The following is a 23,298-nucleotide window of genomic DNA, read 5'->3' on the forward strand; positions in this document are numbered from 1 at the left end:
GCCTCCCTCTCCCGGGAGGCGGGGGCCGGCCGTTCGCCGTTCAGGCCGCGGCGGCGGCCGTCTCCGCGGCCGCGGGTTCGCCCTTGCGGATCGTGCAGTGCAGGGAGTCGTCGACGACGTCGGCGACGATCGTGTCGCCGGGCTCCGCCTCGCCGCCGAGGAGGAGGGAGGCGACGCGGTTGTCGAGCTCGGTCTGGATGGTGCGGCGCAGCGGCCGGGCGCCGAACTCCGGCTGATAGCCGTGGGCGACGAGGAGCTTCGTCGCGGCCTCGGTGACCTCCAGGGTCATCCCCTGGGCGTGGACGCGGTGCTTGCTGCGGTCGAGGAGGTGCTCGACGATCTCGGTGAGGTCCTTCTGGTTGAGGCTGTGGAAGACGATGATGTCGTCGATGCGGTTGAGGAACTCGGGCAGGAAGCGGCCCCGCAGGTCCTCCATCAGCTCGTCCTTCAGCTCGGCCGCGTCGCCCTCGTGGGCGAGGATCCGGTGCGCGCCGATGTTGGACGTCATGATGACGACGCAGTGGCGGAAGTCGACCGTGCGGCCCTGGCCGTCCGTCAGGCGCCCGTCGTCGAGGACCTGGAGCAGCGTGCTGAAGACGTCCTGGTGGGCCTTCTCCACCTCGTCGAAGAGGACGACGCTGTACGGCTGGCGGCGGACCTTCTCGGTGAGCTGCCCGGCCTCCTCGTAGCCGACGTACCCGGGAGGCGCTCCGACGAGCCGGGCGACGGTGTGCTTCTCCTGGAACTCGCTCATGTCGAAGCGGATCATCCGGTCCTCGTCGCCGAAGAGCAGCTCGGCGAGGGTCTTGGCGAGTTCCGTCTTGCCGACGCCGGTGGGGCCGAGGAAGAGGAAGGAGCCGACGGGCCGGTCGGGGTCGCCCATGCCGGCGCGGTTGCGGCGGACGGCCTCGGAGACGGCGGTGACGGCCTCGTCCTGGCCGACGATCCGGTCGTGCATCTCCTGCTCCAGTCTGAGCAGCCGGTCCTTCTCGGTGGTGGTGAGCTGGCTGACGGGGATGCCGGTGCGGCGGGCGACGATGTCGGCGATGTCGGAGGCGGTGACGGAGACGACGCCCTCGCGGCGCTCCTCGATGCCGGCGAGCTCGCCCTCGACCTCGGCGATCTCCTCCTTGAGCTGCTTGGCCTTCTCGAACTCCTCGGCGGCGACGGCCTGGTCCTTCTCGCGGCGCAGCTTGGCCAGCCTGTCCTCGCGGCCGATCACCTCGGTGGAGCGGCCCGCGCTGCGGAGCCGTACGCGGGCGCCGGCCTGGTCCATGAGGTCGATGGCCTTGTCGGGGAGGAAGCGGTCGCTGATGTACCGGTCGGAGAGTTCGGCGGCCGCCGCGAGGGCGCCGTCGGCGAACCGGACCTGATGGTGGGCCTCGTAGGCGTCGCGGAGGCCTTCGAGGATCTGGACGGTCTCCTCGACGGTCGGCTCGGGGATGAGGACGGGCTGGAAGCGGCGTTCGAGTGCGGCGTCCTTCTCGATGTACTTGCGGTACTCGTCGATGGTGGTGGCGCCGACGACGTGCAGCTCGCCGCGGGCGAGGGCGGGCTTCAGCATGTTCCCGGCGTCCATGGAGCCCTCGCCGGTGGCGCCGGCGCCGACGACGGTGTGCAGCTCGTCGATGAAGAGGATGATGTCGCCCTCGGACTTCTGGACGTCCTCGATGACCTTCTTGAGGCGTTCCTCGAACTGGCCGCGGTACTGGGCGCCGGCGACCATGCCGGAGAGGTCGAGGGAGACGACCCGCTTGTCCTTGAGGGTGTCGGGGACCTCCCCGGCCACGATCCGCTGGGCGAGGCCCTCGACGATGGCGGTCTTGCCGACGCCGGGCTCGCCGATGAGGACGGGGTTGTTCTTGGAGCGGCGGGAGAGGATCTCGATGGTCTGCTCGATCTCCTCGGCGCGGCCGACGACCGGGTCGAGCCTGCCGGCCTTCGCCTCCTCGGTGAGGTCGCGGCCGAACTCGTCGAGGGTGGTGGCGGGCTGCTTGGGTGCGGCGGGCGCGGTGGCCTCGCCGCCGCGGGCGGCCTGGTCTGTCATCCCGCGCAGCTTGGAGACGTCGAGGTCCTCGGCGCGCAGGAAGCGGGAGGCGCCCGAGTCCGCGTCGCCGAGGAGGGCGCCGAGGATGTGCTCGGGGCCGATGTACGAGACGCCGGCGGCCTGCGAGGTGGCGTGGGCGAGCGCGAGGGTCCGCTTGGCGGCGGGGGTGAGCCCCGGCTCGGCGGAGGGTTCCTCGGCCTCGCGCGGCAGCACCTTGGCGATCTTGTCGGCGAGTGCGTCGGGGTCGACGCCGGAGCGGGCGAGCAGCCGGCGGGTGGGTTCGACCTGGGTGGTGGCCCACAGGAGGTGTTCGGTGTCGAGGTCGGTCGTGCCGTCGGCGACCGCCTTGGCGGTCGCCGTGTTGAGGAGTTCGTGGGACGACTCGGTGAGGAGACGGCCGATGGGGACCCGCTGCACGGCCGGTGGCGACGACGCCGGGGACATTCCGAAGAAGCGGTTCAGCAGGTCGCCGAACGGGTCGGAGGGGCCGAAGGAGGAACCGAACGCCATCGACATGTCTGTGCTCCTGAAAGGGCGTGGGGGGGTCATCCACACTGAAACCCGGTTGCTCCGGCTCCGCAAACGGAAGGCGCTCCCTGGAGGAGGGAGCCGATCAGCCGCGCGTCATGAGCGTGCGCAGCCGGGCGAGGTCCGGTTCGGTCACGCCCTCGGGGCGCAGGACGGCGTTCCAGCCGTCGACGTACTCGGCGCGGTAGGTGTGGCCGTGCCCGTCGGGCACCCCGGTGGCGAACGGGAGGTCGGCGGTGACCTGCCAGAACGTCACGAACGGCACCCAGAACATCGACCCGAGCACGTCGTCGCCGGGGGTCTCGCCGATCCAGTCCGGCTCGTCGTAGATGAGCTGCGGGCCCCACCAGACGATCGGGTCCGAGGCGTGCAGGAGATACAGCACGCGGGACCCCTCCCACGGCGTGTCCTGCGGCGGGATGCCGGCCCCGGCGTCGTTGGCGAAGCGTACGGTGCGCCCGCCGCGGTAGACCGGCTCGATCTCGGGGCTGCCGGGCTCCCGGTGGTCGCTGAAGCGCCGGAAGAGCGTGTTGAAGTGGGGCGGGCCCGCGAAGAGCGTCCCGGCCGTGCGGTTGCGCAGGTCGTACTCGCCGCTGAAGGCGGTCTCCCCGCCGAACGAACCGAGGCTCTCCCCCGCCACGTACAGCCGGGGGCGCGCGTCCGGCGGCAGCTTCGACCAGGCCTCGTAGACGGCGTCGAACAGCTCGCGGCCCGCCTCGCGCGCCTTCGACTGGTCGACGAGGTACGACAGCCAGGAGGGCAGGTACGAGTACTGCAGGGCGACCGTCGCGGCGTCGCCGCCGGTGAGGTACTCGAAGCTGTCCACCGCGGCGGGGTCCACCCAGCCGCTGCCCGTCGTCGTCACGACGAGGAGGTTGCCGCGCCCGAGTCCGCCGGCCCGGCGCAGATCGGCCACCGCGCGGGCGGCGCGCGCCTCGGTGTCCTGCGCGGTGTCGAGCCCCGCGTACGCCCGGACGGGCTCCCGCGCGGCACGGCCGGTGAAGTCCTCGATCTCGGCGGCCGACGGCCCGCCGGCCACGAAGGTCCGCCCCGTCCTGCCGAGCGAGTCCCAGGGCACGTACGACTCGGGGCCACCGGAGCGCAGGGTGCTGGTGGGCCGCTCGACGCCCTCCTCGGTCTCGGTGTCCCGCAGGGAGAACGCCTGGTTCGCCGCCTCGACCAGGCCGTCGACGAGCAGTCCGCTGAAGAGCAGCATTCCGGTGACGGCGACGAGGATGCCGCCGACGGCCTTCGCGGCCCGCGCGCCGATCCAGCGCCGCAGCCGCGCGGCGACCCGGCGGTAGACCCACCGGACCCCTCGGGCGCCCGCGAGGACCAGGGCGAACAGCAGGAGCGCGACGAGCGGCGACAGGATCCAGTGGAGGAGGTCGTACTCCGTCACGTCCAGCAGCGCGCGGATCCGGTGCTGGCCGTACTGCCCGAGCCCGAACGCGACCGCGAGGAGCACCACCGCGGTGATGAGGAAGGTGTGCCAGGTCCGGCGGCTCGCGGGCCGGGCCTCCCGGTCGGCGAAGGCCCGCCAGATCCAGGCGCCGACCGTGCCGAGCCCGTATCCGATCGCGGCGAGGATCCCCGTGACGACCCCCTGCAGGATCCCGCCGCGCGGCAGCAGGGAGGGCGTGAAGGACAGGCAGGCGAGCACGAGCGCGCCCCAGGCGCCCGGGAGGCCGACGTACGGCAGACGGTGGCGGCGCGCGGTGGGGCGCGCGCCGGGGTGGGCAGCGGGGTCGGGGGCGGTGGCGGGGTCGGTGGCTCCGTCGTCGGCCGGGACGGCGGGACCGTCGGCGCCCCGCCCGCCGGCTGCCGGGACGGCCGCTCCCTGCCCGCCGGGGCCGTCCGCGTCCCCGTCCCCGGCCCTGTCCCCGGCCCCGGGTCCGGTCACCGGGTCGGGGGGCGCTCGGTGCGGCCGAGGGCGAGGTCGCGGATGCGGCGCCAGTCGAGGGCGGGCGGGGGCGGGACGACGCCCGGGCGGTCGCGGGGGACCTGGACGCGGAGGGCGCCCGGGCGGAGGGTGCAGACGACGGGGGTGGGCATGCGGAGGGCCTCGCCGTCGACCGCCACGGGGAGTTCCGTCGCGTCGCCGGCGGTCACCTCCACGCGGTGGGCGCTCAGAACGGTGAGGCCGGTGGACTGGGAGCCGCGCACGGCCAGGTCGGCGGCCTGGGCGGCGTCCTCCACCCGGATCCCGAGCACTCCCAGCTCGCCGTCGTCGAGCCGGGGGCGGCGGCCGGCGCCGCTGACCTCGTCGGGCGAGAAGTACGGGTTGTTGCTGACGAGCAGCGCCTGCTGGTCGTCGAGCCGGTCGCCGTCGACGAGGGAGTCGAGCCGTCGTACGCCGTCGCCGACGAGCAGGTCCGGCATGAGGCTGAGCGCCGTGCCGGCCTTGTCGTCGCGGTACTCGGGCCGCTGCACGACATCGGCGTACACGCCGAACGAGACGGTGTTGACGAAGGCCCGCCCCGAGACGTCGCCGAGGTCGATCCGGAGCTCCTCGCCGTCGGTGAGGGCGTCGAGGCAGCGCGCGGGGTCGTCGCGGTCGAGCCCGAGGTCCATGGCGAGGTGGTTCCGGGTCCCGGCGGAGACCACCAGGAACGGCAGGTCGTGCTCGGCGGCGACCGCCGCGACCAGCGCCTGGGTTCCGTCGCCGCCCGCGACGCCGAGGAGGTCGGCGCCGTCGGCGACGGCCTGCCGGGCCAGCGCGGCGACGTCGGCCGGGGCGGACGGGTCGAGGAGGATCACCCGCGCGCCCAGCTCCTCCGCCCGTTCGACGAGCCCGAAGCGTCCGACCTTTCCGCCGCCCGACTTCGGGTTCATGATCAGCACGGCGCCGCGCGGCCGGACCGCCGGGACCGCCCGTTGCGGCTCCTCCGGCCGGGAGCGGCGCAGCGCGGCCCGCGCGCAGAACACGGCGAGCCCCCAGCACAGGCACAGGACGAGCGCCGTCAGCCACAGCCCGTCCCAGACGAAGAGCACCACCACCCCGACCGGGGCGAGGACGACGAGGAGGGCCCCGAGCAGCCGCAGCGGGCCCCGGTGGGCGACGAACCACCAGACGCCGACGGCGCAGAGGACCAGCCCGAGGAGTCCGGCACCGACCACGAGGAGACCGCCCTCGCCGAAGGCGAGCACGAGCACGACGAGCGAGCCGGCCGCCGCGAGCAGGGCGAGGCGTGCGAAGAACCGCGCGACCCCGAGGTCCGTCCCGCCGGCCCCCGCGCCCCCGGCCGTACCGCCGCTGTGCGCACCACCCATGGCTTCCTCACCCGACCCTCTCGCCCACGAGCCACGCCGAAGCACCAGCCTGCCCGCGCCGTCGTCGGCGGGCATCCCGGGCGGGGCCGGTCGGGGCGGGGCTCAGCGGCGGACGCGGGGCATGCCGAGGCCGATCCAGGAGATGATCTCGCGCTGGATCTCGTTGTTGCCGCCGCCGAAGGTGAAGATGACGGCCGAGCGGTAGCCGCGTTCGAGTTCGCCGTGGAGGACGGCGCCCGGGGAGCCCTCCTTGAGTGCGCCGGTCGCGCCGACGACCTCCATGAGGGCGGCGTACGCGTCGCGGCGGGCCTCGGAGCCGTACACCTTCACGGCGGAGGCGTCCTGGGGGGTGAGGGTGCCGTGGTGGACGGCGTTGACCATCTGCCAATTGAGCAGGCGCATGGCGTCGAGGCGGGTGTGGGTGCGGGCGAGGGCGCGGCGGACCCAGGGGAGGTCGAGGACGCAGCGGCCGTCGGAGAGGAGGGTGTCGGCGGCCCAGCGGCGGACGTCGTGGAGGGCGCGGAGGGCCATGGTGCCGTGGGCGGCGAGGGTGACGCGTTCGTGGTTGAGCTGGTTGGTGATGAGCCGCCAGCCCTTGTTCTCCTCGCCGACCCGGCGCGAGACGGGGACGCGGACGCCGTCGTAGTAGCTGGCGGTGGTGTCGTGCGAGGCGAGGGTGTTGATGACGGTGCACGAGTAGCCGGGGTCGGTGGTGGGGACGAGGAGCATGGTGATGCCCTTGTGGGGGGCGGCGTCCGGGTCGGTACGGACGGCGAGCCAGACCCAGTCGGCGGTGTCGCCGTTGGTCGTCCAGATCTTCTGTCCGTCGACGACGTACGTGTCGCCCTCGCGCACCGCGCGGGTCTTCAGGGCGGCGAGGTCGGTGCCGGCGTCGGGTTCGCTGTAGCCGATGGCGAAGTCGAGCTCGCCGGAGAGGATCCGGGGCAGGAAGTACGCCTTCTGTTCCTCCGTGCCGAACCGCATGAGGGTCGGGCCGACGGTGTTCAGGGCCATGAGCGGCAGCGGTACGCCCGCCTGGGCGGCCTCGTCGAAGAAGATGAACTGCTCCATCGGGGTGAGGCCGCGGCCGCCGTACTCGACGGGCCAGCCGACGCCGAGCCAGCCGTCCGTCCCGAGGCGGCGGATCGTCTCGCGGTAGAAGCGCTTCTGGGCGGCCGGGTCCCCGTACCGGCCGTGCACGTCCTCGGGGACGAGTTCCGCGAAGTAGGCGCGCAGTTCGGCGCGCAGGCGGTTCTGTTCCGGCGTGTACTGCAGGTGCATCCCGGCCTCCCGTGACGGCTGTCGGCGCCGGTGTCGGTGTCCGGCGCGACGGCGGTCACGGTAGAACGTGTTCCACAAATGCGGAAGGCCCGGGGCGGGGTGCGTACCGGCCCGGGCCCCGCGTGTGCGTCCTCGTGCGGCCGGGGCGTCTCTCCCGGACCGGGGAGAGACGACCTAGGGAAGGAGTTCGTCCAGGGAGGCGCGGCCCTTCTCCGCCATCCGGCGTTCGGCCCAGGCCAGGGTCTCCGGCGTCACGTCGCGGCCGGAGGCGAGCACCAGGTCCTCCGCCGTGAACTCGCCCTCCGAACCGGAGTGCAGCAGCCGGTCGGGCGTCGGTACGTCCCCCCGGGACATCTCGTCGGGCTCAGCGTTCATGCCGTCTCCTCCATGCTTCTGCGGGTGGGTCCCGGCACTGGCCATTCTGGTGCCCCCTCCCCCGCCCCGCATCCGGGCGCCACGCCGTGTCACAGCCATGGCGTCGGCGGGGCGCGGGTTCGACAATAGGGAGGATGACCGAAGACGATCCGCGGGCGCACGAGGGCGGGATCGGTCCCGCCGAGTGGCTCGCCATGAACCGGACCGGCAGTTTCGACTGGGATCTCGACACGGGCACCATCGATGTCGACGCGTCCGGGCTGCTGGTCTTCGGCGTGTCCCCGGACGGCTTCGACGGCCGGCCGACGACCCTGGTGGCACGGCTCGAACCCGCGGAGCGGATGCGCCTCGACCACGTCGTGAGGGCGGCGGTGACCGGCGGGGAGTCCTCGTACAGCACCCACTTCCCGATCCCGCAGGACGACGGGACACCCCATTGGACGCACGTGCTCGCGCGGATCCTGCGGGACGGGGACGGGCGGGCGCACCGGATCGTCGGGGCGGTGCGGGACACCACGGCCGAGGTGTCGCACGCGGCCTTCGTGCAGCAGCTGGAGAAGCGCCGCGAGATGCAGACGAGCATCGTCGAGCGGACCACGCACGCGCTGTCGCGGGCGGTGACCGTGGACGACGTGACGGCCGCGCTGACCGGTCCCGGCGGACTCGCGCGGCTCGGCGCGGACGGGCTCGCGCTCGGTCTCGTCGAGAACGGTTCGCTGAACGTGATCGCGCTCAGTGGCGACTCCCTGGACGTCCTCGACGGGCTGCGGATGCGACGCCTCGACCCGGGGCTGCCGCTGGCGGAGGCCGTGCTGAGCGGCCGGCCGAGGTTCGCGTCCTCGTTCGCCGCGCTCGGCCGGGACTTCCCGGAGCTTGCGCCGTATCTGGACCGGCTGCCGTTCCGCGCGGCCTGCTATCTGCCGCTGGTGGCGCAGGCGCGCTCGCTGGGCGGGATGGCGCTGTTCTACCGGGGCCGGACGGCGTTCACGGCGGACGAGCGGAACCTGGCGCTCGGCCTGGCGGCGATCGTCGCCCAGTCGCTCCAGCGGGCCACCCTCTTCGACGAGGAGCGGGAGCTGGCCACCGGGCTGCAGGAGACGATGCTGCCCCGCAGGATCCCGGAGATCACCGGCGGGGAGATCGCGGTCCGGTACCATGCCGCCTGGAGCGGCCGGCAGGTCGGCGGGGACTGGTACGACGTGATCGCGCTGCCGCGCGGCCGGGTCGGGATCGTCGTCGGCGACGTCCAGGGCCACGACACCCACGCGGCGGCGATCATGGGGCAGCTGCGGATCGCGCTGCGGGCGTACGCGGGCGAGGGCCACGCCCCGTCGACGGTGCTGGCCCGGGCCTCCCGCTTCCTCGCCGAGCTGGACACCAACCGCTTCGCGACCTGCACCTACGCACAGGTGGACCTGGCGAGCGGCACGGTGCGGGCGGTGCGGGCCGGGCATCTGGGGCCGCTGATCCGGCACACCGACGGGCGGGTCGGCCAGCCGAAGCTGCGCGGCGGGATGCCGCTGGGCCTCGCCACCGTGTTCGGCGAGGAGGAGTTCCCGGAGACCCGGCTCGACCTGGTGCCGGGCGAGACGCTGGTGCTGTGCACGGACGGGCTGGTCGAGCAGCCGGGCACCGACATCGAGGCGGGGCTGGCCGCCCTGTCGGAGGCGGTGAGCAGCGGGCCGCCGCAGGCGGAGGCGCTGGCCGACCACCTGTCGGAGCGGCTGTGGGAGCGGTGGGGCTCGGGCGACGACGTGGCCCTGCTCGTGCTGCGCCGGAGCCCCGACCCCGGTACGCAGCGGGCGCCGCGCATCCACCAGTACATCCACCAGGCCGACCCGCAGGGCCTCTCCGACGCGCGGGCGGCGGTGGGGCAGGCGCTGCGGGACTGGGGCATGCCGGAGCTCTCCGACGACGCCGAGCTGTTGACCGGAGAACTGCTCGTGAACGTGCTGCTGCACACGGAGGGCGGCGCGGTGCTCACCCTGGAGGTGCTGCCCGAGCCGGTGCGGCGGGTGCGGCTCTCGGTGCAGGACCGGTCGAGCGCCTGGCCCCGGCGGCGCACCCCGGGCGAGGCGGCGACCTCGGGCCGGGGACTGCTCCTGATGGACGCGCTGGCCTCGCGCTGGGGCGTGGAGCCGCGCGGCGAGGGCAAGGCGGTGTGGTGCGAGATCGGGCCGGCGCGGGTGGGCGCGGACGCCGCGCGCCCGGGCGGTTGAGGAGCCCGGCATGGACCCCGTGGCGGCGCTGAACCGGATCGCCTTCCTCCTGGAGCGCGGCGGCGCCCCGGCCTACCGGGCGCGGGCCTTCCGTACGGCCGCGACGGCGGTGGAGGCGCTGCCCGAGGGCGAGGCGGAGCGCCGGGCGGCGGCCGGCACCCTGGAGTCCCTGAAGGGCGTGGGACCGAAGACGGCGGCCGTGGTGCGGGAGGCCCTTGAGGGCCGGGTGCCGGACTATCTCGCCGACCTGGAGCGGGAGTTGGAGGACTCCCTGGACGTGGAGCCGGAGCGGCCGGAGTTCGGGCGCGCGCTGCGGGCGGCGCTGCGCGGCGACTGCCACCTCCACTCGGACTGGTCGGACGGCGGGGCGTCGATCGAGGCGATGGGCCGGGCGGCGATCGAGCTCGGCCACGACTGGGCGGTCCTGACGGACCATTCGCCGCGCCTGACGGTGGCGCGCGGCCTGTCGCCGGACCGGCTGCGGGAGCAACTGGACGTGGTGGCGGAGCTGAACGAGCGGTGGGCGCCCTTCCGGCTCCTCACCGGCATCGAGTGCGACATCCTCGACGACGGCTCCCTCGACCAGGAACCCGGACTCCTCGACCGGCTCGACCTGGTGGTCGGCTCGGTCCACTCGAAGCTGCGGATGGACGCGCGGGCGATGACCCGGCGGATGGAGACCGCGGTGCGCGACCCGCTGATGGACGTCCTCGGCCACTGCACCGGCCGGCTGGTCGCGGGCGGGCGGCTGCGGCCCGAGTCGGAGTTCGACGCGGAGCGGGTCTTCGCGGCGTGCGCGGAGTCGGGCACGGCCGTCGAGATCAACAGCCGCCCGGAGCGGCTCGACCCGCCGCGCCGGCTGCTCCGGCAGGCGGTGGAGGCGGGCGCGTACGTCGCCGTCGACACGGACGCCCACGCCCCCGGCCAGCTGGCCTGGCAGATCCTCGGCTGCGCCCGGGCCGAGGAGTGCGGCGTACCGGCCGAACGGGTCGTCAACACCTGGGACGCGGACCGGCTGCTGGCGTGGACGCGGCGCTGACGTGAGGTGCCGGTTCCGGTGGCGGTTCCCGTGGCGGCGGGTTCAGGCGCGCTGCCAGACGGTCGTCGCGTTGCAGAACTCCTTGATGCCGTGGCCGGAGAGCTCGCGCCCGTAGCCGGAGCGCTTGACGCCGCCGAAGGGGAGCGCGGGGTGGGAGGCGGTCATGCCGTTGACGAAGACGCCGCCGGCCTGGAGGTCGCGGACGAAGAGGTCGACGTCCTCGTCGCGGCGCGTCCACACGTTGGAACTCAGCCCGAACGGCGAGTCGTTGGCGACGGCCACCGCCTCCTCCGCGTCCCGGACCGGGTAGACGGTGGCGACGGGGCCGAAGGTCTCCTCCTGGTGGATGCGCATGGCGGGGGTGATGCCGGTGAGGACGGTGGGGCGGTAGTACCAGCCGCGGGCGAGCGCCGGTCCGTCGGGCCGGGCGCCGCCGCACAGGACGTGGGCGCCCTTGCGGACGGCGTCGTCGACGAGCTCCTCCAGGTCGGCGCGGCCCTTCTCGGTGGCGAGCGGGCCGACGTCGGTGGACTCGTCGAGGGGGTCGCCGACGGTGAGGGCGTTCATGGCGGCGGTGAAGCGCTCGGTGAAGTCCTCGTACACGTCCTGGTGGACGAGGAAGCGCTTGGCGGCGATGCAGGACTGGCCGTTGTTCTGCACGCGCGCGGTGACGGCCGTCTTCACGGCCCGGACGATGTCCGCGGAGGGCATCACGATGTACGGGTCGCTGCCGCCGAGCTCCAGGACGGTCTTCTTGACGACGTCGCCGGCGACGGAGGCGACGGCCCGGCCGGCCGGCTCGCTGCCGGTGAGGGTGGCGGCGGCCACGCGCGGGTCTCGGAGGACGGCCTCGACCTCGGCGGAGCCGATGAGGAGGGTCTGGAAGCAGCCGTCGGGGTAGCCGGCGCGGCGGAAGAGGTCGCCGAGGTAGAGCGCGGTCCTGGGCACGTTGGAGGCGTGCTTGAGGAGGCCGGTGTTCCCGGCCATGAGCGCGGGGGCGGCGAAGCGGATCACCTGCCACAGGGGGAAGTTCCAGGGCATGACGGCGAGGACGGGGCCGAGCGGCCGGTAGTGGACGCGGGCGCGGTCGGCGCCCGCGTCGCGGACGTCGCTCTCGGCCGGATGCTCGTCGGCGAGCAGTTCCGCGGCGTGCTTGGCGTACCAGCGCATGGCCTTGGCGCACTTGCCGGCCTCGGCGCGGGAGGCGGTGAGGGGTTTGCCCATCTCCAGGGTCATGGTGCGGGCGATGTCCTCGGTGTCCTCGTCGAGGAGGGTGGCGGCCGCGCGCAGCAGCCTGGCCCGCTCGGCGAAGGGGGTCGTACGCCACTGGCGGAAGGCCTCGTGGGCGGCGGCGATCCGCCGCTCGACCTCCTCCGGTCCGTGCGCGTCGTAGGTGCGCAGCGTCTCGCCGGTGGCGGGGTTCACGGTGGCGATGGCCATGGCCTTCTCCTCCTGCTTCGGCCCCCACGGGAAACCTCCCGCTTCCGGGGCGCGGGCGCAAGGGGGGCGGGTGCGGTGGGGTGACGTACGCGCGCGTGCGGCGGGGCTGCGGCGGGGGCGCCGCGTGGGTGGCGTACGCGCGCGGGGGTGGCGTACGCGCGCGGGGGTGGCGTACGCGCGCGGGGGTCAGCCGAGCAGCCAGGAGAGGGCGCCGTCGAGGTGGGCGCGGAAGGCGGGGTCGCGGTACGCCTCCGGGGTGTGCCCGAGGGCGGTGAAGAGGAAGCGGCCCCGGTCGACGGTCCGGCACCAGGCGAGCGGGTGGTCGTCGCCGAGCGTGCCGCCCTCGTACGCGGCCTCGTCGGCGCGCAGCAGGACGCGGGCGCCCGGCACGCGCGGGTGGGAGGTGTACTCGTACCACTCGTCGGTCCACTCCCAGCGGGGCGGCAGCGGGGCGCAGGCCGGGTGCGCGGGGTCCTCGACGAGGACGGCGCCGGGCTGGAGCGGGGGGTGGCCGGCGAAGCGGGTGCCGAGGAGCTCGCCGTAGAAGGGCCAGTCGGGTTCGGCGTTGGCGGCGGCGTGCACGGCGAGGAGGGCGCCGCCGCCGCGCAGGTACGCCTCCAGGGCGGTGCGGCCGGTGGGGGTGAGGACGGTGCCGGTGGTGGAGAGCAGCACGACGAGCGCGCGCCCCGCGAGCCCCTCGGCGGAGAAGGCGGCGGGGTCCTCGGTGGTCTCGGCGGCGCGGCCGCGGGCGGCGGCGAGCTCGGTCAGGGCGGCGGCGCCGTCGGGGATGGAGTCGTGCCGGTAGCCGGCGGTGCGGGTGTAGACGAGGACGTCGGGGGCGGGCGGCACTCTGGGGCTCCTGGGGTGGGGCGGACGGCTGCGGGGACGGGTCCCGCCCACAGCCGGCGAGCAAGCGCTTTCTATCTGGTCGCGGGGTGACCGTAGCCAGCGAAATCCGCGTGCCGCAAGCCCGCGGCCTCGGGAACACTCCTCCCATGACGACGACTTCCTCGCCCCGCCCCGCCGCTTCGCCGGTCCACGACACGGGACGGCGGGCGCTGGCGCACGTGGAGGCCCGCTCGTCGGGCGACCCGGTCGACCCGGCCCTGCGGGTCACGCTCAACTTCCACCCGCACTTCCTGGACCGGCTGGCCGACGAGGGCGTCTACCGCTCGCAGTTCGTGACCGGCACCGGCAACGGCGGGCTGACGGCCCGCCCCGGCGGCGACCGCTGGAACTGGGAGAGCCGGATCTTCGGCGGCGCCTACGACGGGGCACCGGCGCACGAACGCCCCGTGTACGGCGCCCTGGACTTCCGCCGGCGGTCCTACGGCGCCGCGCCCCGCTTCGGCTCCGCCCACCTGCGGCTCGCACCGGAGGCCACCGCCCGGACGAGCTTCTGCTACCCCGACAGCTTCCTGGAGCCGACGGACTTCGGCGTGGCCTCCCGGATGGCACTGGTGGCGCTCGCGGAGGCCGACGAACAGGACGCGCTGGACGACTACGTCGAGGCGCAGGTCCACGGCCCGGTCGAACTCGCCCGGGACGTGGAGGCCCTGGTCCTGGACCCGAGCCACCGGGGCACCGTGGTGGAGGAGGCCGCCCGCCGCCTCCCCTGCCCCGTCGAATGGCACCCCGGCTTCCGCCTCACCGTCCCCGAACTCCGCCGCCACCCGTCCTTCCGCGGTCCCGAGTACGTCGACCTCGGTACCCGCATCGCCGAGGACGGCCTCCTCACCCCCCGCATCGTCCAGGACGCCTCCCTCTCGGGCGCGTACGACCCCCAGGACGTCAAGAGGGTCTGGCACTACCTGGCCCGCTTCGGCGCCCCCGCCTCCTGAACCGGCGCCCTCCGGCGGGCGGGAGGTGCGGGCGTCGGGGTCGGGTGCGGGCGTCAGGCATCAGGCATCAGGCGTCGAGTGCGGGCGTCGGGCGTCGGGCGTCGAGTGCGGGCGTCGGGGACGGGAGGAGTCGTTCGATGCATTGATGCATTGATGCATCGGATACTCGCCGGTATCTTTCCGGGCGTCGCGCACTCTCCGCCGCATCCCTCTGGAGTCGCCATGAGCACCGTGCCGCCCGCCCTCGCCGCCGCCGTGGGGCCGCTGCCCGACGGGGTGGAGCTGCCGCTGCCGCCGACGTTCGGGAGCGTCGAGGAGGAGCGCCGGTACCGGAAGGAACAGCTGGCCGCCGGATTCAGGATCTTCGGGCGGTTCGGGTTCTCGGAGGGGGTCGCCGGGCACATCACCGTGCGGGATCCGGGTGACCCCGGCGCCTTCTGGGTCAACCCCTTCGGCATGAGTTTCAGCCAGATCAAGGCCTCCGACCTGATCCTCGTCGACCACGAGGGACGGGTCCTCGAGGGGCGCCGGCCGGTGAACCGGGCCGCCTTCGTCATCCACTCGCGCGTCCACGCGGCCCGCCCCGACGCGATCGCCGCCGCGCACGCGCACTCGCTGCACGGGAAGGCCTTCTCCAGCCTCGGGATCCCGCTCGACCCGATCACCCAGGACGCCTGCGCGTTCTTCGAGGACCACGGCGTCTACGACGACTACCGCGGCGTCGTGAACGAGACCGAGGAGGGCGAGCGGGTCGCCAAGGCGCTCGGCGAGCACAAGGCGGTCATCCTGAAGAACCACGGGCTGCTGACCGTGGGCCACTCCGTCGCCGAGGCCGTCTGGTGGTTCGTCACCATGGAACGCTCCTGCCAGGCGCAGCTGCTCGCCATGGCCGCCGGCACCCCGCACCTCATCGACCGGGAGACCGCGCTGCTCACCCGCGGCCAGATCGGCGGCCACCTGGCGGGCTGGTTCCAGGCACGGCCGCTGTGGGATCAGATCGAGGCGTCGGACCCGGACCTGTTCGACTGAGACGGCCGCGCGGGCCGGGTCGAGGCCTCCAGGAGCGGGGGCAGGAACTCCCGCTCCAGGTCGCCCGGCGGCAGCGCCGCCGGCTCCACGTAGCTCTGCGCGAGGCCCCCCTCGCGCAGGGCGATCAGCAGCCGGGCGAACCGGTCGGCGTCCACGGTCAGTTCGCGGCCCGCGCGGCGCAGCACGAGGGTCAGCCCGCGCGCGATCTCCGCCCGCAGCCGTTCGTCGTGGCGCGCCAGCACCCAGGCCGCCTGGGGGTCACGGATCGCGTGCAGCGTGAACTCGGTCGTCACCAGGTACCAGTCGCGCTCGTCCGGCTCGATCGTGGCGGCCAGCTCCGCGAGCCGCGCGAGCGTGTACTCCTCCGCCGTGAGCGCGTCGATCGACGCCGCGAGCCGGCTCACCGTGCGCTCGCTGTGCTCGTCGAAGAGCGCGAGGAAGAGCTCTTCCTTGCTGGCGAAGTTCGAGTAGTACGCGCCCCGCGTGTACCCGGCGCGCTCGCAGATCTGCTCGATGGTGGTGGCGTGGAAACCGTGCTCCGCGAAGGCCTCCAGGGCGGCCTTCAGGAGCGCCGCCCGGGTGCGCGGCCGCCGCCTCGTGACGCCCTTCGGCACGTCCGCCTCCCCGTCGTCCGTCCGGCGCCGCTCCCCGCGCCGCCCGGTCCCACCCTACCCGCGCCCGGCGGCCCCGCCCCAGGCCCCGGCGCCGGGCGGGCCGGGGCCCCGGCGGATAGGATTCACGCATGGGAGAGCGGCCGGTAGCGCCCGCCGCACCCGGCCTGGTCCTGCGCGTCGACGGGGTCACGACGCGGATGGACCCGAGCCGCGTCTACCGCGTCGGGCGCGACCCCACCAGCGACATCGTGCTGACGGACGCCCGGGCGTCCTGGCACCACGCGGTGCTCCGCGCCGCCGGCGGCCGGTGGACGCTGGCCGACGAGGACAGCACCAACGGCACGTACGCGAACGGCGTGCGGATCCGGCTCCCCCAGGTCGTCGGCCCGGGCTCCGTCCTCCGCTTCGGCCACCCTCAGGACGGCCCCCGCGCGGTCCTCGCCGCACCCCCGGGCGAAGCGGCGGCCCCTCCGCCGCCCGCACCGCCTTCGGAGCGACGGCCCGCGGCCGACGGGGATCGGGCCGCCCCACCCGGCTCGTCCGCGATCGCCGGCGACGCGGAGCTCGTACGAGGACATGACGCGGCACGGCCCGCGGGGGTGTCGCGGCCGGGGGCCACGGGGACCTTCCGGCGGCCCACCGCGGTGCGGCCGCTGCCGGAGCACCGGGTACGGATCGGCCGGGCGCCGGACAACGACGTCGTGGTCGCGGATCTCGTGGTGTCCCGGCACCACGCGGAACTTCTCGCCCGATCGGACGGCACCTATTGGATCCATGATCTCGGCAGCCACAACGGCACCTTCCTCAACGGGCGGGCCGTCGTCGGGCCGGAACGGGTCACGGCGGACGACATCGTCGGCATCGGGCGCAGCGCGTTCTGCCTGGCCGGCGGGCAGCTCGTCGAGTTCACGGACACCGGTGAGATCTCGCTCGACGTGCAGCGTCTCGCCGTCACCGTCGACCACGGGCGCAAGACGCTGCTCGACGAGGTCTCCTTCCCCGTCGGCGAGAAGACGCTGCTCGCGGTGGTCGGGCCGTCCGGGGCCGGGAAGTCGACGCTCCTCGGCGCGCTCACCGGCCAGCGGCCCGCCGACCGGGGCACCGTCCTCTACGACGGCCGCGACCTGTACCGGGACTTCGCCGAGCTGCGGCAGCGCATCGGGCTCGTCCCGCAGGACGACATCCTGCACCTCCAGCTGACCGTCAGGCGCGCCCTCTCGTACGCCGCCGAGCTGCGCTTCCCCGGGGACACCGCGCCCGCCGAGCGGCACGCGCGCGTGGAGGAGGTCATCGGCGAACTGGGGCTCGCCGAACGCGCCGACCAGCCCATCCACAGCCTCTCCGGCGGCCAGCGCAAACGCGTCAGCGTCGCCCTGGAACTGCTGACCAAACCCTCGCTGCTCTTCCTCGACGAACCGACCTCCGGGCTCGACCCCGGCATGGACCGCTCCGTGATGCACATGCTGCGCGGGCTCGCGGACGACGGCCGCACCGTCGTCGTCGTCACCCACAGCGTGCTCAGCCTGGACGTCTGCGACCGGCTCCTGGTGCTCGCCCCGGGCGGCCGGGTCGCCTACTACGGGCCGCCCGACGACACCCTGTCCTTCTTCGGCTTCGCGCAGTGGCCGGAGGCCTTCGAGGCGTTCGAGACCGAGCGGGACCGCGACTGGGCCGGGCAGTACCGGGGCTCGCGCTTCCACCGGCGGTACATCGAGGACGCCACGGTCCGGCCGTTGGCGCCGGTGGCGGGCGGGGCGGGCGGCGACGCCCAGGGGGCGCCGGTGCCCGCGCCGCCGCCCAAGGCGCAGAGCTGGGGCGGACAGTTGCGGACCCTGGTGCGGCGCTACACATCCGCGCTCGCCGCCGACCGGACCTTCCTCGCCATCATGATCGCGCTGCCGTTCGTGATGGGGGCCATGGCCCGGGCCCTCTCGGAAGGGAGCCTCAACGCCGAGTCCACCCTGAACGTGCTGCTGATCCTGTGTGTCGGCGGCGTCCTCACCGGCGCTGCCAACGCCGTCCGCGAACTGGTGAAGGAGCGGTCGATCTACCGCCGGGAGAGAGCCGTCGGCCTGTCCCGTTCCGCCTATCTCGCCTCCAAGGTCGTCGTCCTCGGCACCGTGACCGTCGTGCAGGCCGTGGTGCTGACCCTGGTCGCCCTGATCGGCGTGCCGCTCAACGTGCCCGACGGCAAGGGCGTGCTGATGCCCCCGCTCGTCGAGATCACGCTCGCCGTCGCCCTCCTCGCCTTCACCGCGATGATGCTCGGCCTGCTGGTGTCGGCGCTGGTGCGCAAGGAGGAGGTGACGATGCCGCTGCTCGTCCTCCTCGCGATCGTCCAGGTGGTGTTCTGCGGAGCGCTCCTGAACGTCCGCGGCACCCCGGTCCTCGAACAGCTGGCGTGGCTGGTGCCCTCCCGGTGGGCGTTCGCCGCGATGGGCGCGACCATCGACATCGGGGCCGTCTCGCCGAGCGAGAAGACGGCGGATCCGCTGATGGACCACACGGCGGCGGCCTGGCTCTTCGACATGGGCATGATGGTCGTGCTCTGCGTGGTGCTCGCGGTCGCCGTGTCCCGGCTGCTGCGGCGGCACGAACCGGTCGTGATGCGTCGCTGAGCGTGGGTGCGTGGTGCGTGCTCGTGCGCGTGGGCGGTGTGATCTGGAGGTGAGGCTGTGAGCGTCCCCGACCCCTCATCGGATCTTGGATCCAACATGAAGAATCCTGGATCTCGTATGTCGGATCCTGGATCCAGCATGTCGGATATTGGATCCGACGCCTCGTACGCGGCCGACTTCCGCCCCACCCACGTCGTCCCCCGCGACGGCCTCGACGCCTGGCAGGCGCCCGACCCGTCGTTCCCGACGGTGCCCCTGGACGCCTTCCTGCCGGTGCGGCTCATGGAGCGGACCGGCGACTGGGGGCGGGTGCTCTGCTCCAACGGCTGGTCGGCCTGGGTGGACGCGCGGCTCCTGGTCGCGGTCCCCGAGGACCCTCCGGCGGCCGGCTCGGGGCTCTCGCGGACGGCCGACCCCCGCCCGCTCATCGCACGCGCCGAGGACGCCCTCGGACGCTACCGGCGGGCGGTGGAGGAGCTGGTGGCCGGGCGGGCCGACGGGGAGACCTTCCGGTGGCGCACGCGGGGGCTGCGGGTCGGGATGGTCGTCGACGGCGGGTCCGTCTGGCTGTACGACGCGGAGCACGAGCGCTGGGTGTACTGCGACGGGGCGGGGATGACGACCTACGCGGCGGCCTCCGGTCCCTCCCGCACCGGCGAGCCGCGCCCCGAGCCGACGCCCGAGCCGATGCCCGAGCCGACGTCCACCGAGCGTGTGTCGGAGGCGCGGCCGGCGGAGGAGCCCGTCGCGTACGAGCCGACACAGGTCGTACCGCAGGTGGATCCGGCGAAGGCCTCCGGTCCGCCGCGCACGCGGATCGTGAACCGGCCGCGCGACGAGGAGGATGAGGACTGATGGCGGGCGGGGCGCGGGACACCGGATTCCCGGCCGGGCGGCCCTCGGGGCTGGTCGGCAGGGAGATCGCGGGGTACCGGGTGGAGGCGGAGATCGGGCGCGGCGGGATGGCCGTCGTGTACCGGGCTCGGGACCTGGGGCTCGACCGGACGGTGGCGCTGAAGCTGCTGGCACCGGAGCTGGCCCGCAACGACACCTTCCGGAAGCGGTTCGCGCACGAGTCGCGGGTGGCGGCGTCGATCGACCACCCGCACATCGTGCCGGTCTTCGACGCGGGCGAGACGGAGGGCGTCCTGTACATCGCGATGCGGTACGTCGCGGGCCAGGACCTGGTGGCGCTGCTGGCCCGGGAGGGCCCGCTGCCGCCCGCGACGGCGGGCCGGATCGCCGCCCAGGTCGCCTCGGCGCTGGACGCGGCGCACGCGCACGACCTGGTGCACCGGGACGTGAAGCCGGGCAACATCCTCGTCGCGGAGGGGACGGACCGCGACCACCCCGAGCACGTCTATCTGACCGACTTCGGGCTGACGAAGAAGTCGCTGTCGCTGACCGGGTTCACGACGGTCGGCGAGTTCGTCGGCACGCTGGACTACGTGGCGCCGGAGCAGATCTCCGGGAAGCCGGTGGACGGGCGCTGCGACGTGTACAGCCTCGCGTGCGTGGTCTACGAGACGCTGGCCGGGGTGCCGCCGTTCCGCCGGGAGACCGACTGGGCGGTGCTGTGGGCCCAGCAGTACGACCCTCCGCCGCCGCTGGCCGAGCACCGAACCGGGCTGCCGGAGGCGGCGGACGCGGTGTTCGCGCGGGCGCTGGCGAAGGCACCCGAGGAACGGTACGGGACGTGCCTGGAGTTCGTCGCGGAGCTGCGCAGGGCCCTCGCGCGGGTGCCGGGCGGTGTGGGGGTCACGGGGCGGGGGACGGAACGAGGGCCCGGGGCCGGAGGTTCGGACGACGGCGCGCCCGGGACGCCCGGTCCCCCGCGGGAACCTCCGGCCTGGGCGCGGCCGGTCTTCCGGCGCCTCTGACACCGGGCGAGGCGTCACACCGGGCGAGGCGTGACACCGAGCGAGGCATGACACCGGGCGAGGCGTGACACCGGGCCAGGCGCACCTGACGCCGACCGGGCCCTTCCGGCCCTTCCGGCCCTTTCGGATACCGCTACTCCTCACTCCTCCGGTGACACCTGTCCACGGCGTCGTACCCCGGCGGAGAGCAGGCCGGCCAGGAAGCCCGCGACGAGGCCCCACAGGAGGGCGAAGCCCACGGTGCGCCAGAGGTCGGGGCGGAGCACGACCTCGCCGCCGAGGGCCGCCAGGTCGCCGATGCCGAGGATGGAGAGGCCGAAGCGGGCCTCGACGAGGGTAAGGGGGGCGACGGCGAGCATGGTGAGGGCGAAGGCGACGCCGAGGTGCAGGGCGTGCTGCCACGGCCGGACGTGGGCCGGGGAGCGCAGGACGGCGACGAAGGCCGCGCCGAGGACGAGGACGGCGGCGATGGGCAGCAGCCACCAGGCACGCCCGTCCACGGCGGCGAGCGAGGAGAGGTCCACCGTGGACAGGTCGGGGCTGTCGCCGCCGCTGCGCAGGACGGCGTCGAGGAGCTGGGGCATGGGGAGGCCGAAGGGGCCTTCGACGCGGCCCTCCCAGGAGCCGCCGATGCCGACGCCGAGGGCGAGCCAGCTGACGTTGGGCAGGCCGAGGAGGAGCACGGCGAAGGTCTCGGCGGCGTGTCCCTTGGTGGCGGCGACGACCAGGCCGATGACGAGGCCGACGGCCACGTACGCGAGGAGCAGCAGGAGCATCGCCGACGCGGCGGGCCTGACGGCCTCCTGATGACGGAGCACGCGCGCGGGGAGGGGGCTTCGGCGGGAGACGAGGAGGGCGACGAGGAGGACGCCGAGGATCCACAGGAGGCCGTAGCCGAGGGTGGGGCCGACGAGGGTGCGGAAGCCGACGGTGGGGTCGGCCGCGTCGAGGAGTTCGCCGAAGAGGTCGCTGAGGGGCTCCTCGGGGTCGCCGATGTCGAGGGCCAGAGGGAAGTCGTGGCGGGCGACGGCACAGAGTCCGGCGAGGGCGGCGAGCCAGAGGGCGGTGACGGCGGCGGCGCGGGCCGCGAGGTCGCCGGCCCGGGCCACGGCGTGGTGGCGGAGCGGGCGGAGGAAGACCGCGCCGGTGACGAGCGCCCCGACGAGGGTGACGGTGAGGGGCATCGCGGTGAGTTCGCCCTGGGTGCCGGCGAAGGAGCCGGCCGAGCCGGCGATCTCGACCTGGCCGCCGGCGGCCATGACCACGACGGCGGCGAGGACGGCCGTGAAGCCGCCGGGGAGGTCGCCCGCGCCGGCGGCCCAGAGGCCGAGGCCGGCGGTGACTCCCATGGCGACGTAGCCGGCGACCACGGCGGCGAGGGCCTGGACGGCGATGCGGAGCGCCGCGGGGGCGGTGTCGCCGCCTGGGGCGCCCCGGCCGGTGGCGGGGGGCGGGGTGCGGGGGAGCCGACTGCTCACTCTGACCACGCTAGTCCGGCCCGGGCGGCTCCGCCTGCGGGTGCGGTCCGTCCGGACCGCCGTCGGGGTGGCGCCACCGCCGCGGTGACGCTCCGTGAACACGGGCCCATACGAGGCATCCCTAACCGGATACGGCCCCGCCAAACGGGCTTCCGCCGGACGATGCGGTAACGCTCCGGTGACGACACGAGACCGCCCGAAGGTGTTACATCGTCGTTATAAAGCGAGTTTTTGCCCCGCTTTCTTCCGTTTTCGCACCCTCGAATCCGCCAGGTGATCGTCCGGTCTTCGATGCTCCGCCGTCGCGCCATAACATGGACCCCCTCCTCTCCGTAACCCCTCGTGACGAGGAAGTTCACGGCTGCGCTGGGTAACTTCGGCGCCCATGACCACAGCTCACACAGCACCGGAACACGTCCGGGACGCGGCGCCGGTCTCCGCCCGGGATTGGACCGTCGGACGGCCAAGGGTCGGCGACGGCGCCCAACTCTGGCGGCTCGCCCGGGAGTCCGAGACCCTGGACGTCAACTCCTCCTACAGCTACCTCCTGTGGTGCCGCGACTTCGCCGACACGTCCGCCGTCGCCCGCGACGCGGACGGCCGCCCGGTCGGTTTCGTGACCGGCTACCTCCGGCCGGACGCGCCGGGGACGCTGCTGGTCTGGCAGATCGCCGTCGACGCGGCGTACCGGGGTCTCGGGATCGCCGGGGCGCTCCTCGACCACCTCTCGGAGCGGGTCGCGGGATCGCATCCGCTCGACGCCGTCGAGACGACGATCACCCCGGACAACCAGGCCTCGGAGCGCCTGTTCGGCGCCTACGCCCGGCGGCACGGGGCCCGGGTGAGCCGCACGGTCCTCTTCCCGGCCGCCGCGTTCCCGGCCCCCGGCCACGCGTCCGAAGTGCTGCACCGCATCGCACCGCTGGCCTTCTGAGCCGCTGAGCCTTCGAGCCGCTGATCCTTCGAGCCGCTGATCCTTCGAGCCGCTGGGCCGCTGGGCCGCTGCCCCTTCGAGCCGCGGCTTCGGAGCGACCCGGCCGCCCGCCTCACCACCCCACGTACTGGAGTCCCGCATGACGCTCATCGCCGAGACCGAGCCCACCGTCTTCGAGACCGTCGAGTCGGAGGTACGCAGCTACTGCCGCGCCTGGCCCACGGTCTTCGAACGGGCCACGGGCAGCCGCCTGTTCGACGAGCACGGCCGCCCCTTCCTCGACTTCTTCGCCGGCGCGGGCTCGCTCAACTACGGGCACAACAACCCGGCCCTCAAGCGCCCGCTCCTCGACTACCTGGGCAGTGACGGCATCACCCACGGCCTCGACATGTCGACGACGGCCAAGCGCCGCTTCCTGGAGACCTTCCGCTCCACCGTCCTCGAACCGCGCGCCCTCCCCTACAAGGTGATGTTCCCGGGCCCGACCGGCACCAACGCCGTCGAAGCGGCCCTGAAGCTCGCCCGCAAGGTCACGGGCCGGAAGACGGTCGTCTCCTTCACGAACGCCTTCCACGGCATGTCCCTCGGCTCCCTCGCCCTCACGGACAACGCCGGGAAACGCGCCGGCGCGGGCGTGCCGCTGACCCACACCACCCAGATGCCCTTCGACCACTATCTCGGCGGCAGGACCCCGGACTTCCT

General features: G+C 74.1%; 18 protein-coding genes. 9 read left to right on the top strand and 9 right to left on the bottom strand.

Going from position 1 to position 23,298, the window contains the following annotated elements; translation table 11 throughout:
• Nucleotides 1–40: 40 nt before the first annotated feature.
• The 5 genes from AB0E19_RS15995 to AB0E19_RS16015 all read right to left on the bottom strand — a co-directional run bounded on the left by AB0E19_RS15995 (nucleotide 41) and on the right by AB0E19_RS16015 (nucleotide 7,504).
• A complete protein-coding gene (locus tag AB0E19_RS15995; protein ID WP_362179376.1) occupies nucleotides 41–2,563 on the bottom strand; it encodes an AAA family ATPase in 2,523 nt (840 codons plus the stop codon).
• A gap of 97 nt (nucleotides 2,564–2,660) precedes the next feature.
• Complete coding sequence (locus AB0E19_RS16000; RefSeq protein WP_362179379.1) at nucleotides 2,661–4,478, bottom strand: alpha/beta-hydrolase family protein; 1,818 nt, start codon at nucleotides 4,476–4,478, stop codon at nucleotides 2,661–2,663.
• Nucleotides 4,475–5,848: a diacylglycerol kinase family protein gene (locus AB0E19_RS16005; RefSeq protein WP_362179383.1), complete on the bottom strand. Its 1,374-nt coding sequence runs from the start codon at nucleotides 5,846–5,848 to the stop codon at nucleotides 4,475–4,477. Before AB0E19_RS16005 ends, AB0E19_RS16000 begins: the two co-directional genes overlap by 4 nt.
• 102 nt (nucleotides 5,849–5,950) lie before the next feature.
• The gene (locus AB0E19_RS16010) at nucleotides 5,951–7,129 is read right to left on the bottom strand and encodes an acyl-CoA dehydrogenase family protein (RefSeq protein ID WP_362179386.1); all 1,179 of its coding nucleotides are present in this window, start codon (nucleotides 7,127–7,129) and stop codon (nucleotides 5,951–5,953) included.
• 174 nt (nucleotides 7,130–7,303) lie between these two features.
• Nucleotides 7,304–7,504: a hypothetical protein gene (locus tag AB0E19_RS16015; RefSeq protein ID WP_360599084.1), complete on the bottom strand. Its 201-nt coding sequence runs from the start codon at nucleotides 7,502–7,504 to the stop codon at nucleotides 7,304–7,306.
• Nucleotides 7,505–7,638: 134 nt separating this feature from the next.
• On the opposite strand from AB0E19_RS16015, the gene AB0E19_RS16020 reads away from it, so the two are divergent.
• Together AB0E19_RS16020 and AB0E19_RS16025 are read left to right on the top strand one after the other, a co-directional pair.
• Nucleotides 7,639–9,723 (top strand): SpoIIE family protein phosphatase, encoded by a 2,085-nt coding sequence (locus AB0E19_RS16020; RefSeq protein WP_362179391.1) that lies wholly within the window; start codon nucleotides 7,639–7,641, stop codon nucleotides 9,721–9,723.
• Nucleotides 9,724–9,733: 10 nt separating this feature from the next.
• Nucleotides 9,734–10,762, top strand: coding sequence for a PHP domain-containing protein (locus AB0E19_RS16025; protein ID WP_362179394.1), 1,029 nt, complete (start codon nucleotides 9,734–9,736; stop codon nucleotides 10,760–10,762).
• Nucleotides 10,763–10,804: 42 nt separating this feature from the next.
• Here the strand turns inward: AB0E19_RS16025 and AB0E19_RS16030 are convergent, their stop codons facing one another.
• Both AB0E19_RS16030 and AB0E19_RS16035 read right to left on the bottom strand, forming a co-directional pair.
• Nucleotides 10,805–12,202 carry an NADP-dependent succinic semialdehyde dehydrogenase gene (locus tag AB0E19_RS16030; protein ID WP_362179397.1) on the bottom strand — a complete coding sequence of 466 codons (1,398 nt, stop codon included), beginning with the start codon at nucleotides 12,200–12,202 and terminating at the stop codon, nucleotides 10,805–10,807.
• 186 nt (nucleotides 12,203–12,388) lie between these two features.
• A complete protein-coding gene (locus AB0E19_RS16035; RefSeq protein WP_362179400.1) occupies nucleotides 12,389–13,051 on the bottom strand; it encodes a ThuA domain-containing protein in 663 nt (220 codons plus the stop codon).
• Nucleotides 13,052–13,197: 146 nt separating this feature from the next.
• Between AB0E19_RS16035 and AB0E19_RS16040 the strand changes: the two genes are divergently transcribed.
• Nucleotides 13,198–14,043, top strand: coding sequence for a DUF3626 domain-containing protein (locus AB0E19_RS16040; protein WP_362179403.1), 846 nt, complete (start codon nucleotides 13,198–13,200; stop codon nucleotides 14,041–14,043).
• 222 nt (nucleotides 14,044–14,265) lie between these two features.
• Nucleotides 14,266–15,072: a class II aldolase/adducin family protein gene (locus tag AB0E19_RS16045; RefSeq protein ID WP_362179406.1), complete on the top strand. Its 807-nt coding sequence runs from the start codon at nucleotides 14,266–14,268 to the stop codon at nucleotides 15,070–15,072.
• Here the strand turns inward: AB0E19_RS16045 and AB0E19_RS16050 are convergent.
• Nucleotides 15,036–15,686 carry a TetR/AcrR family transcriptional regulator gene (locus AB0E19_RS16050; protein ID WP_360599070.1) on the bottom strand — a complete coding sequence of 217 codons (651 nt, stop codon included), beginning with the start codon at nucleotides 15,684–15,686 and terminating at the stop codon, nucleotides 15,036–15,038. The genes AB0E19_RS16045 and AB0E19_RS16050 overlap by 37 nt on opposite strands.
• A gap of 128 nt (nucleotides 15,687–15,814) precedes the next feature.
• Between AB0E19_RS16050 and AB0E19_RS16055 the strand changes: the two genes are divergently transcribed.
• The 3 genes from AB0E19_RS16055 to AB0E19_RS16065 all read left to right on the top strand — a co-directional run bounded on the left by AB0E19_RS16055 (nucleotide 15,815) and on the right by AB0E19_RS16065 (nucleotide 20,184).
• Nucleotides 15,815–18,304 (top strand): FHA domain-containing protein, encoded by a 2,490-nt coding sequence (locus AB0E19_RS16055; protein WP_362179410.1) that lies wholly within the window; start codon nucleotides 15,815–15,817, stop codon nucleotides 18,302–18,304.
• Nucleotides 18,305–18,421: 117 nt separating this feature from the next.
• Nucleotides 18,422–19,159 (top strand): hypothetical protein, encoded by a 738-nt coding sequence (locus AB0E19_RS16060; protein WP_362179413.1) that lies wholly within the window; start codon nucleotides 18,422–18,424, stop codon nucleotides 19,157–19,159.
• Complete coding sequence (locus AB0E19_RS16065) at nucleotides 19,159–20,184, top strand: serine/threonine-protein kinase (RefSeq protein ID WP_362179416.1); 1,026 nt, start codon at nucleotides 19,159–19,161, stop codon at nucleotides 20,182–20,184. The genes AB0E19_RS16060 and AB0E19_RS16065 overlap by 1 nt, the downstream gene beginning before the upstream one ends.
• Before the next feature lie 140 nt (nucleotides 20,185–20,324).
• Here the strand turns inward: AB0E19_RS16065 and AB0E19_RS16070 are convergent, their stop codons facing one another.
• Complete coding sequence (locus AB0E19_RS16070) at nucleotides 20,325–21,671, bottom strand: streptophobe family protein (RefSeq protein ID WP_362179471.1); 1,347 nt, start codon at nucleotides 21,669–21,671, stop codon at nucleotides 20,325–20,327.
• Between the two features lie 376 nt (nucleotides 21,672–22,047).
• Here AB0E19_RS16070 and ectA point away from each other — a divergent pair, with 376 nt between their 5' ends.
• Both ectA and AB0E19_RS16080 read left to right on the top strand, forming a co-directional pair.
• The gene (ectA, locus tag AB0E19_RS16075; protein WP_362179419.1) at nucleotides 22,048–22,596 is read left to right on the top strand and encodes a diaminobutyrate acetyltransferase; all 549 of its coding nucleotides are present in this window, start codon (nucleotides 22,048–22,050) and stop codon (nucleotides 22,594–22,596) included.
• A gap of 139 nt (nucleotides 22,597–22,735) precedes the next feature.
• Nucleotides 22,736–23,298 (top strand): aminotransferase class III-fold pyridoxal phosphate-dependent enzyme (locus tag AB0E19_RS16080; RefSeq protein WP_362179422.1); only part of this gene is annotated, 563 nt, incomplete at its 3' end.

The organism is Streptomyces sp. NPDC047974 (assembly GCF_040653375.1).
Lineage (GTDB): Bacteria > Actinomycetota > Actinomycetes > Streptomycetales > Streptomycetaceae > Streptomyces.

Bases quoted from the DNA above. Each gene is read 5' to 3' on its own strand.
- AB0E19_RS16055 (WP_362179410.1), top strand. From the start codon at position 15,815: ATGGGAGAGCGGCCGGTAGCGCCCGCCGCACCCGGCCTGGTCCTGCGC.
- AB0E19_RS16045 (WP_362179406.1), top strand. From the start codon at position 14,266: ATGAGCACCGTGCCGCCCGCCCTCGCCGCCGCCGTGGGGCCGCTGCCC.
- AB0E19_RS16065 (WP_362179416.1), top strand. From the start codon at position 19,159: ATGGCGGGCGGGGCGCGGGACACCGGATTCCCGGCCGGGCGGCCCTCG.
- AB0E19_RS16015 (WP_360599084.1), bottom strand. From the start codon at position 7,504: ATGAACGCTGAGCCCGACGAGATGTCCCGGGGGGACGTACCGACGCCC.
- ectA (WP_362179419.1), top strand. From the start codon at position 22,048: ATGACCACAGCTCACACAGCACCGGAACACGTCCGGGACGCGGCGCCG.
- AB0E19_RS15995 (WP_362179376.1), bottom strand. From the start codon at position 2,563: ATGTCGATGGCGTTCGGTTCCTCCTTCGGCCCCTCCGACCCGTTCGGC.
- AB0E19_RS16005 (WP_362179383.1), bottom strand. From the start codon at position 5,848: ATGGGTGGTGCGCACAGCGGCGGTACGGCCGGGGGCGCGGGGGCCGGC.
- AB0E19_RS16020 (WP_362179391.1), top strand. From the start codon at position 7,639: ATGACCGAAGACGATCCGCGGGCGCACGAGGGCGGGATCGGTCCCGCC.
- AB0E19_RS16040 (WP_362179403.1), top strand. From the start codon at position 13,198: ATGACGACGACTTCCTCGCCCCGCCCCGCCGCTTCGCCGGTCCACGAC.
- AB0E19_RS16025 (WP_362179394.1), top strand. From the start codon at position 9,734: ATGGACCCCGTGGCGGCGCTGAACCGGATCGCCTTCCTCCTGGAGCGC.
- AB0E19_RS16060 (WP_362179413.1), top strand. From the start codon at position 18,422: ATGTCGGATCCTGGATCCAGCATGTCGGATATTGGATCCGACGCCTCG.
- AB0E19_RS16010 (WP_362179386.1), bottom strand. From the start codon at position 7,129: ATGCACCTGCAGTACACGCCGGAACAGAACCGCCTGCGCGCCGAACTG.
- AB0E19_RS16030 (WP_362179397.1), bottom strand. From the start codon at position 12,202: ATGGCCATCGCCACCGTGAACCCCGCCACCGGCGAGACGCTGCGCACC.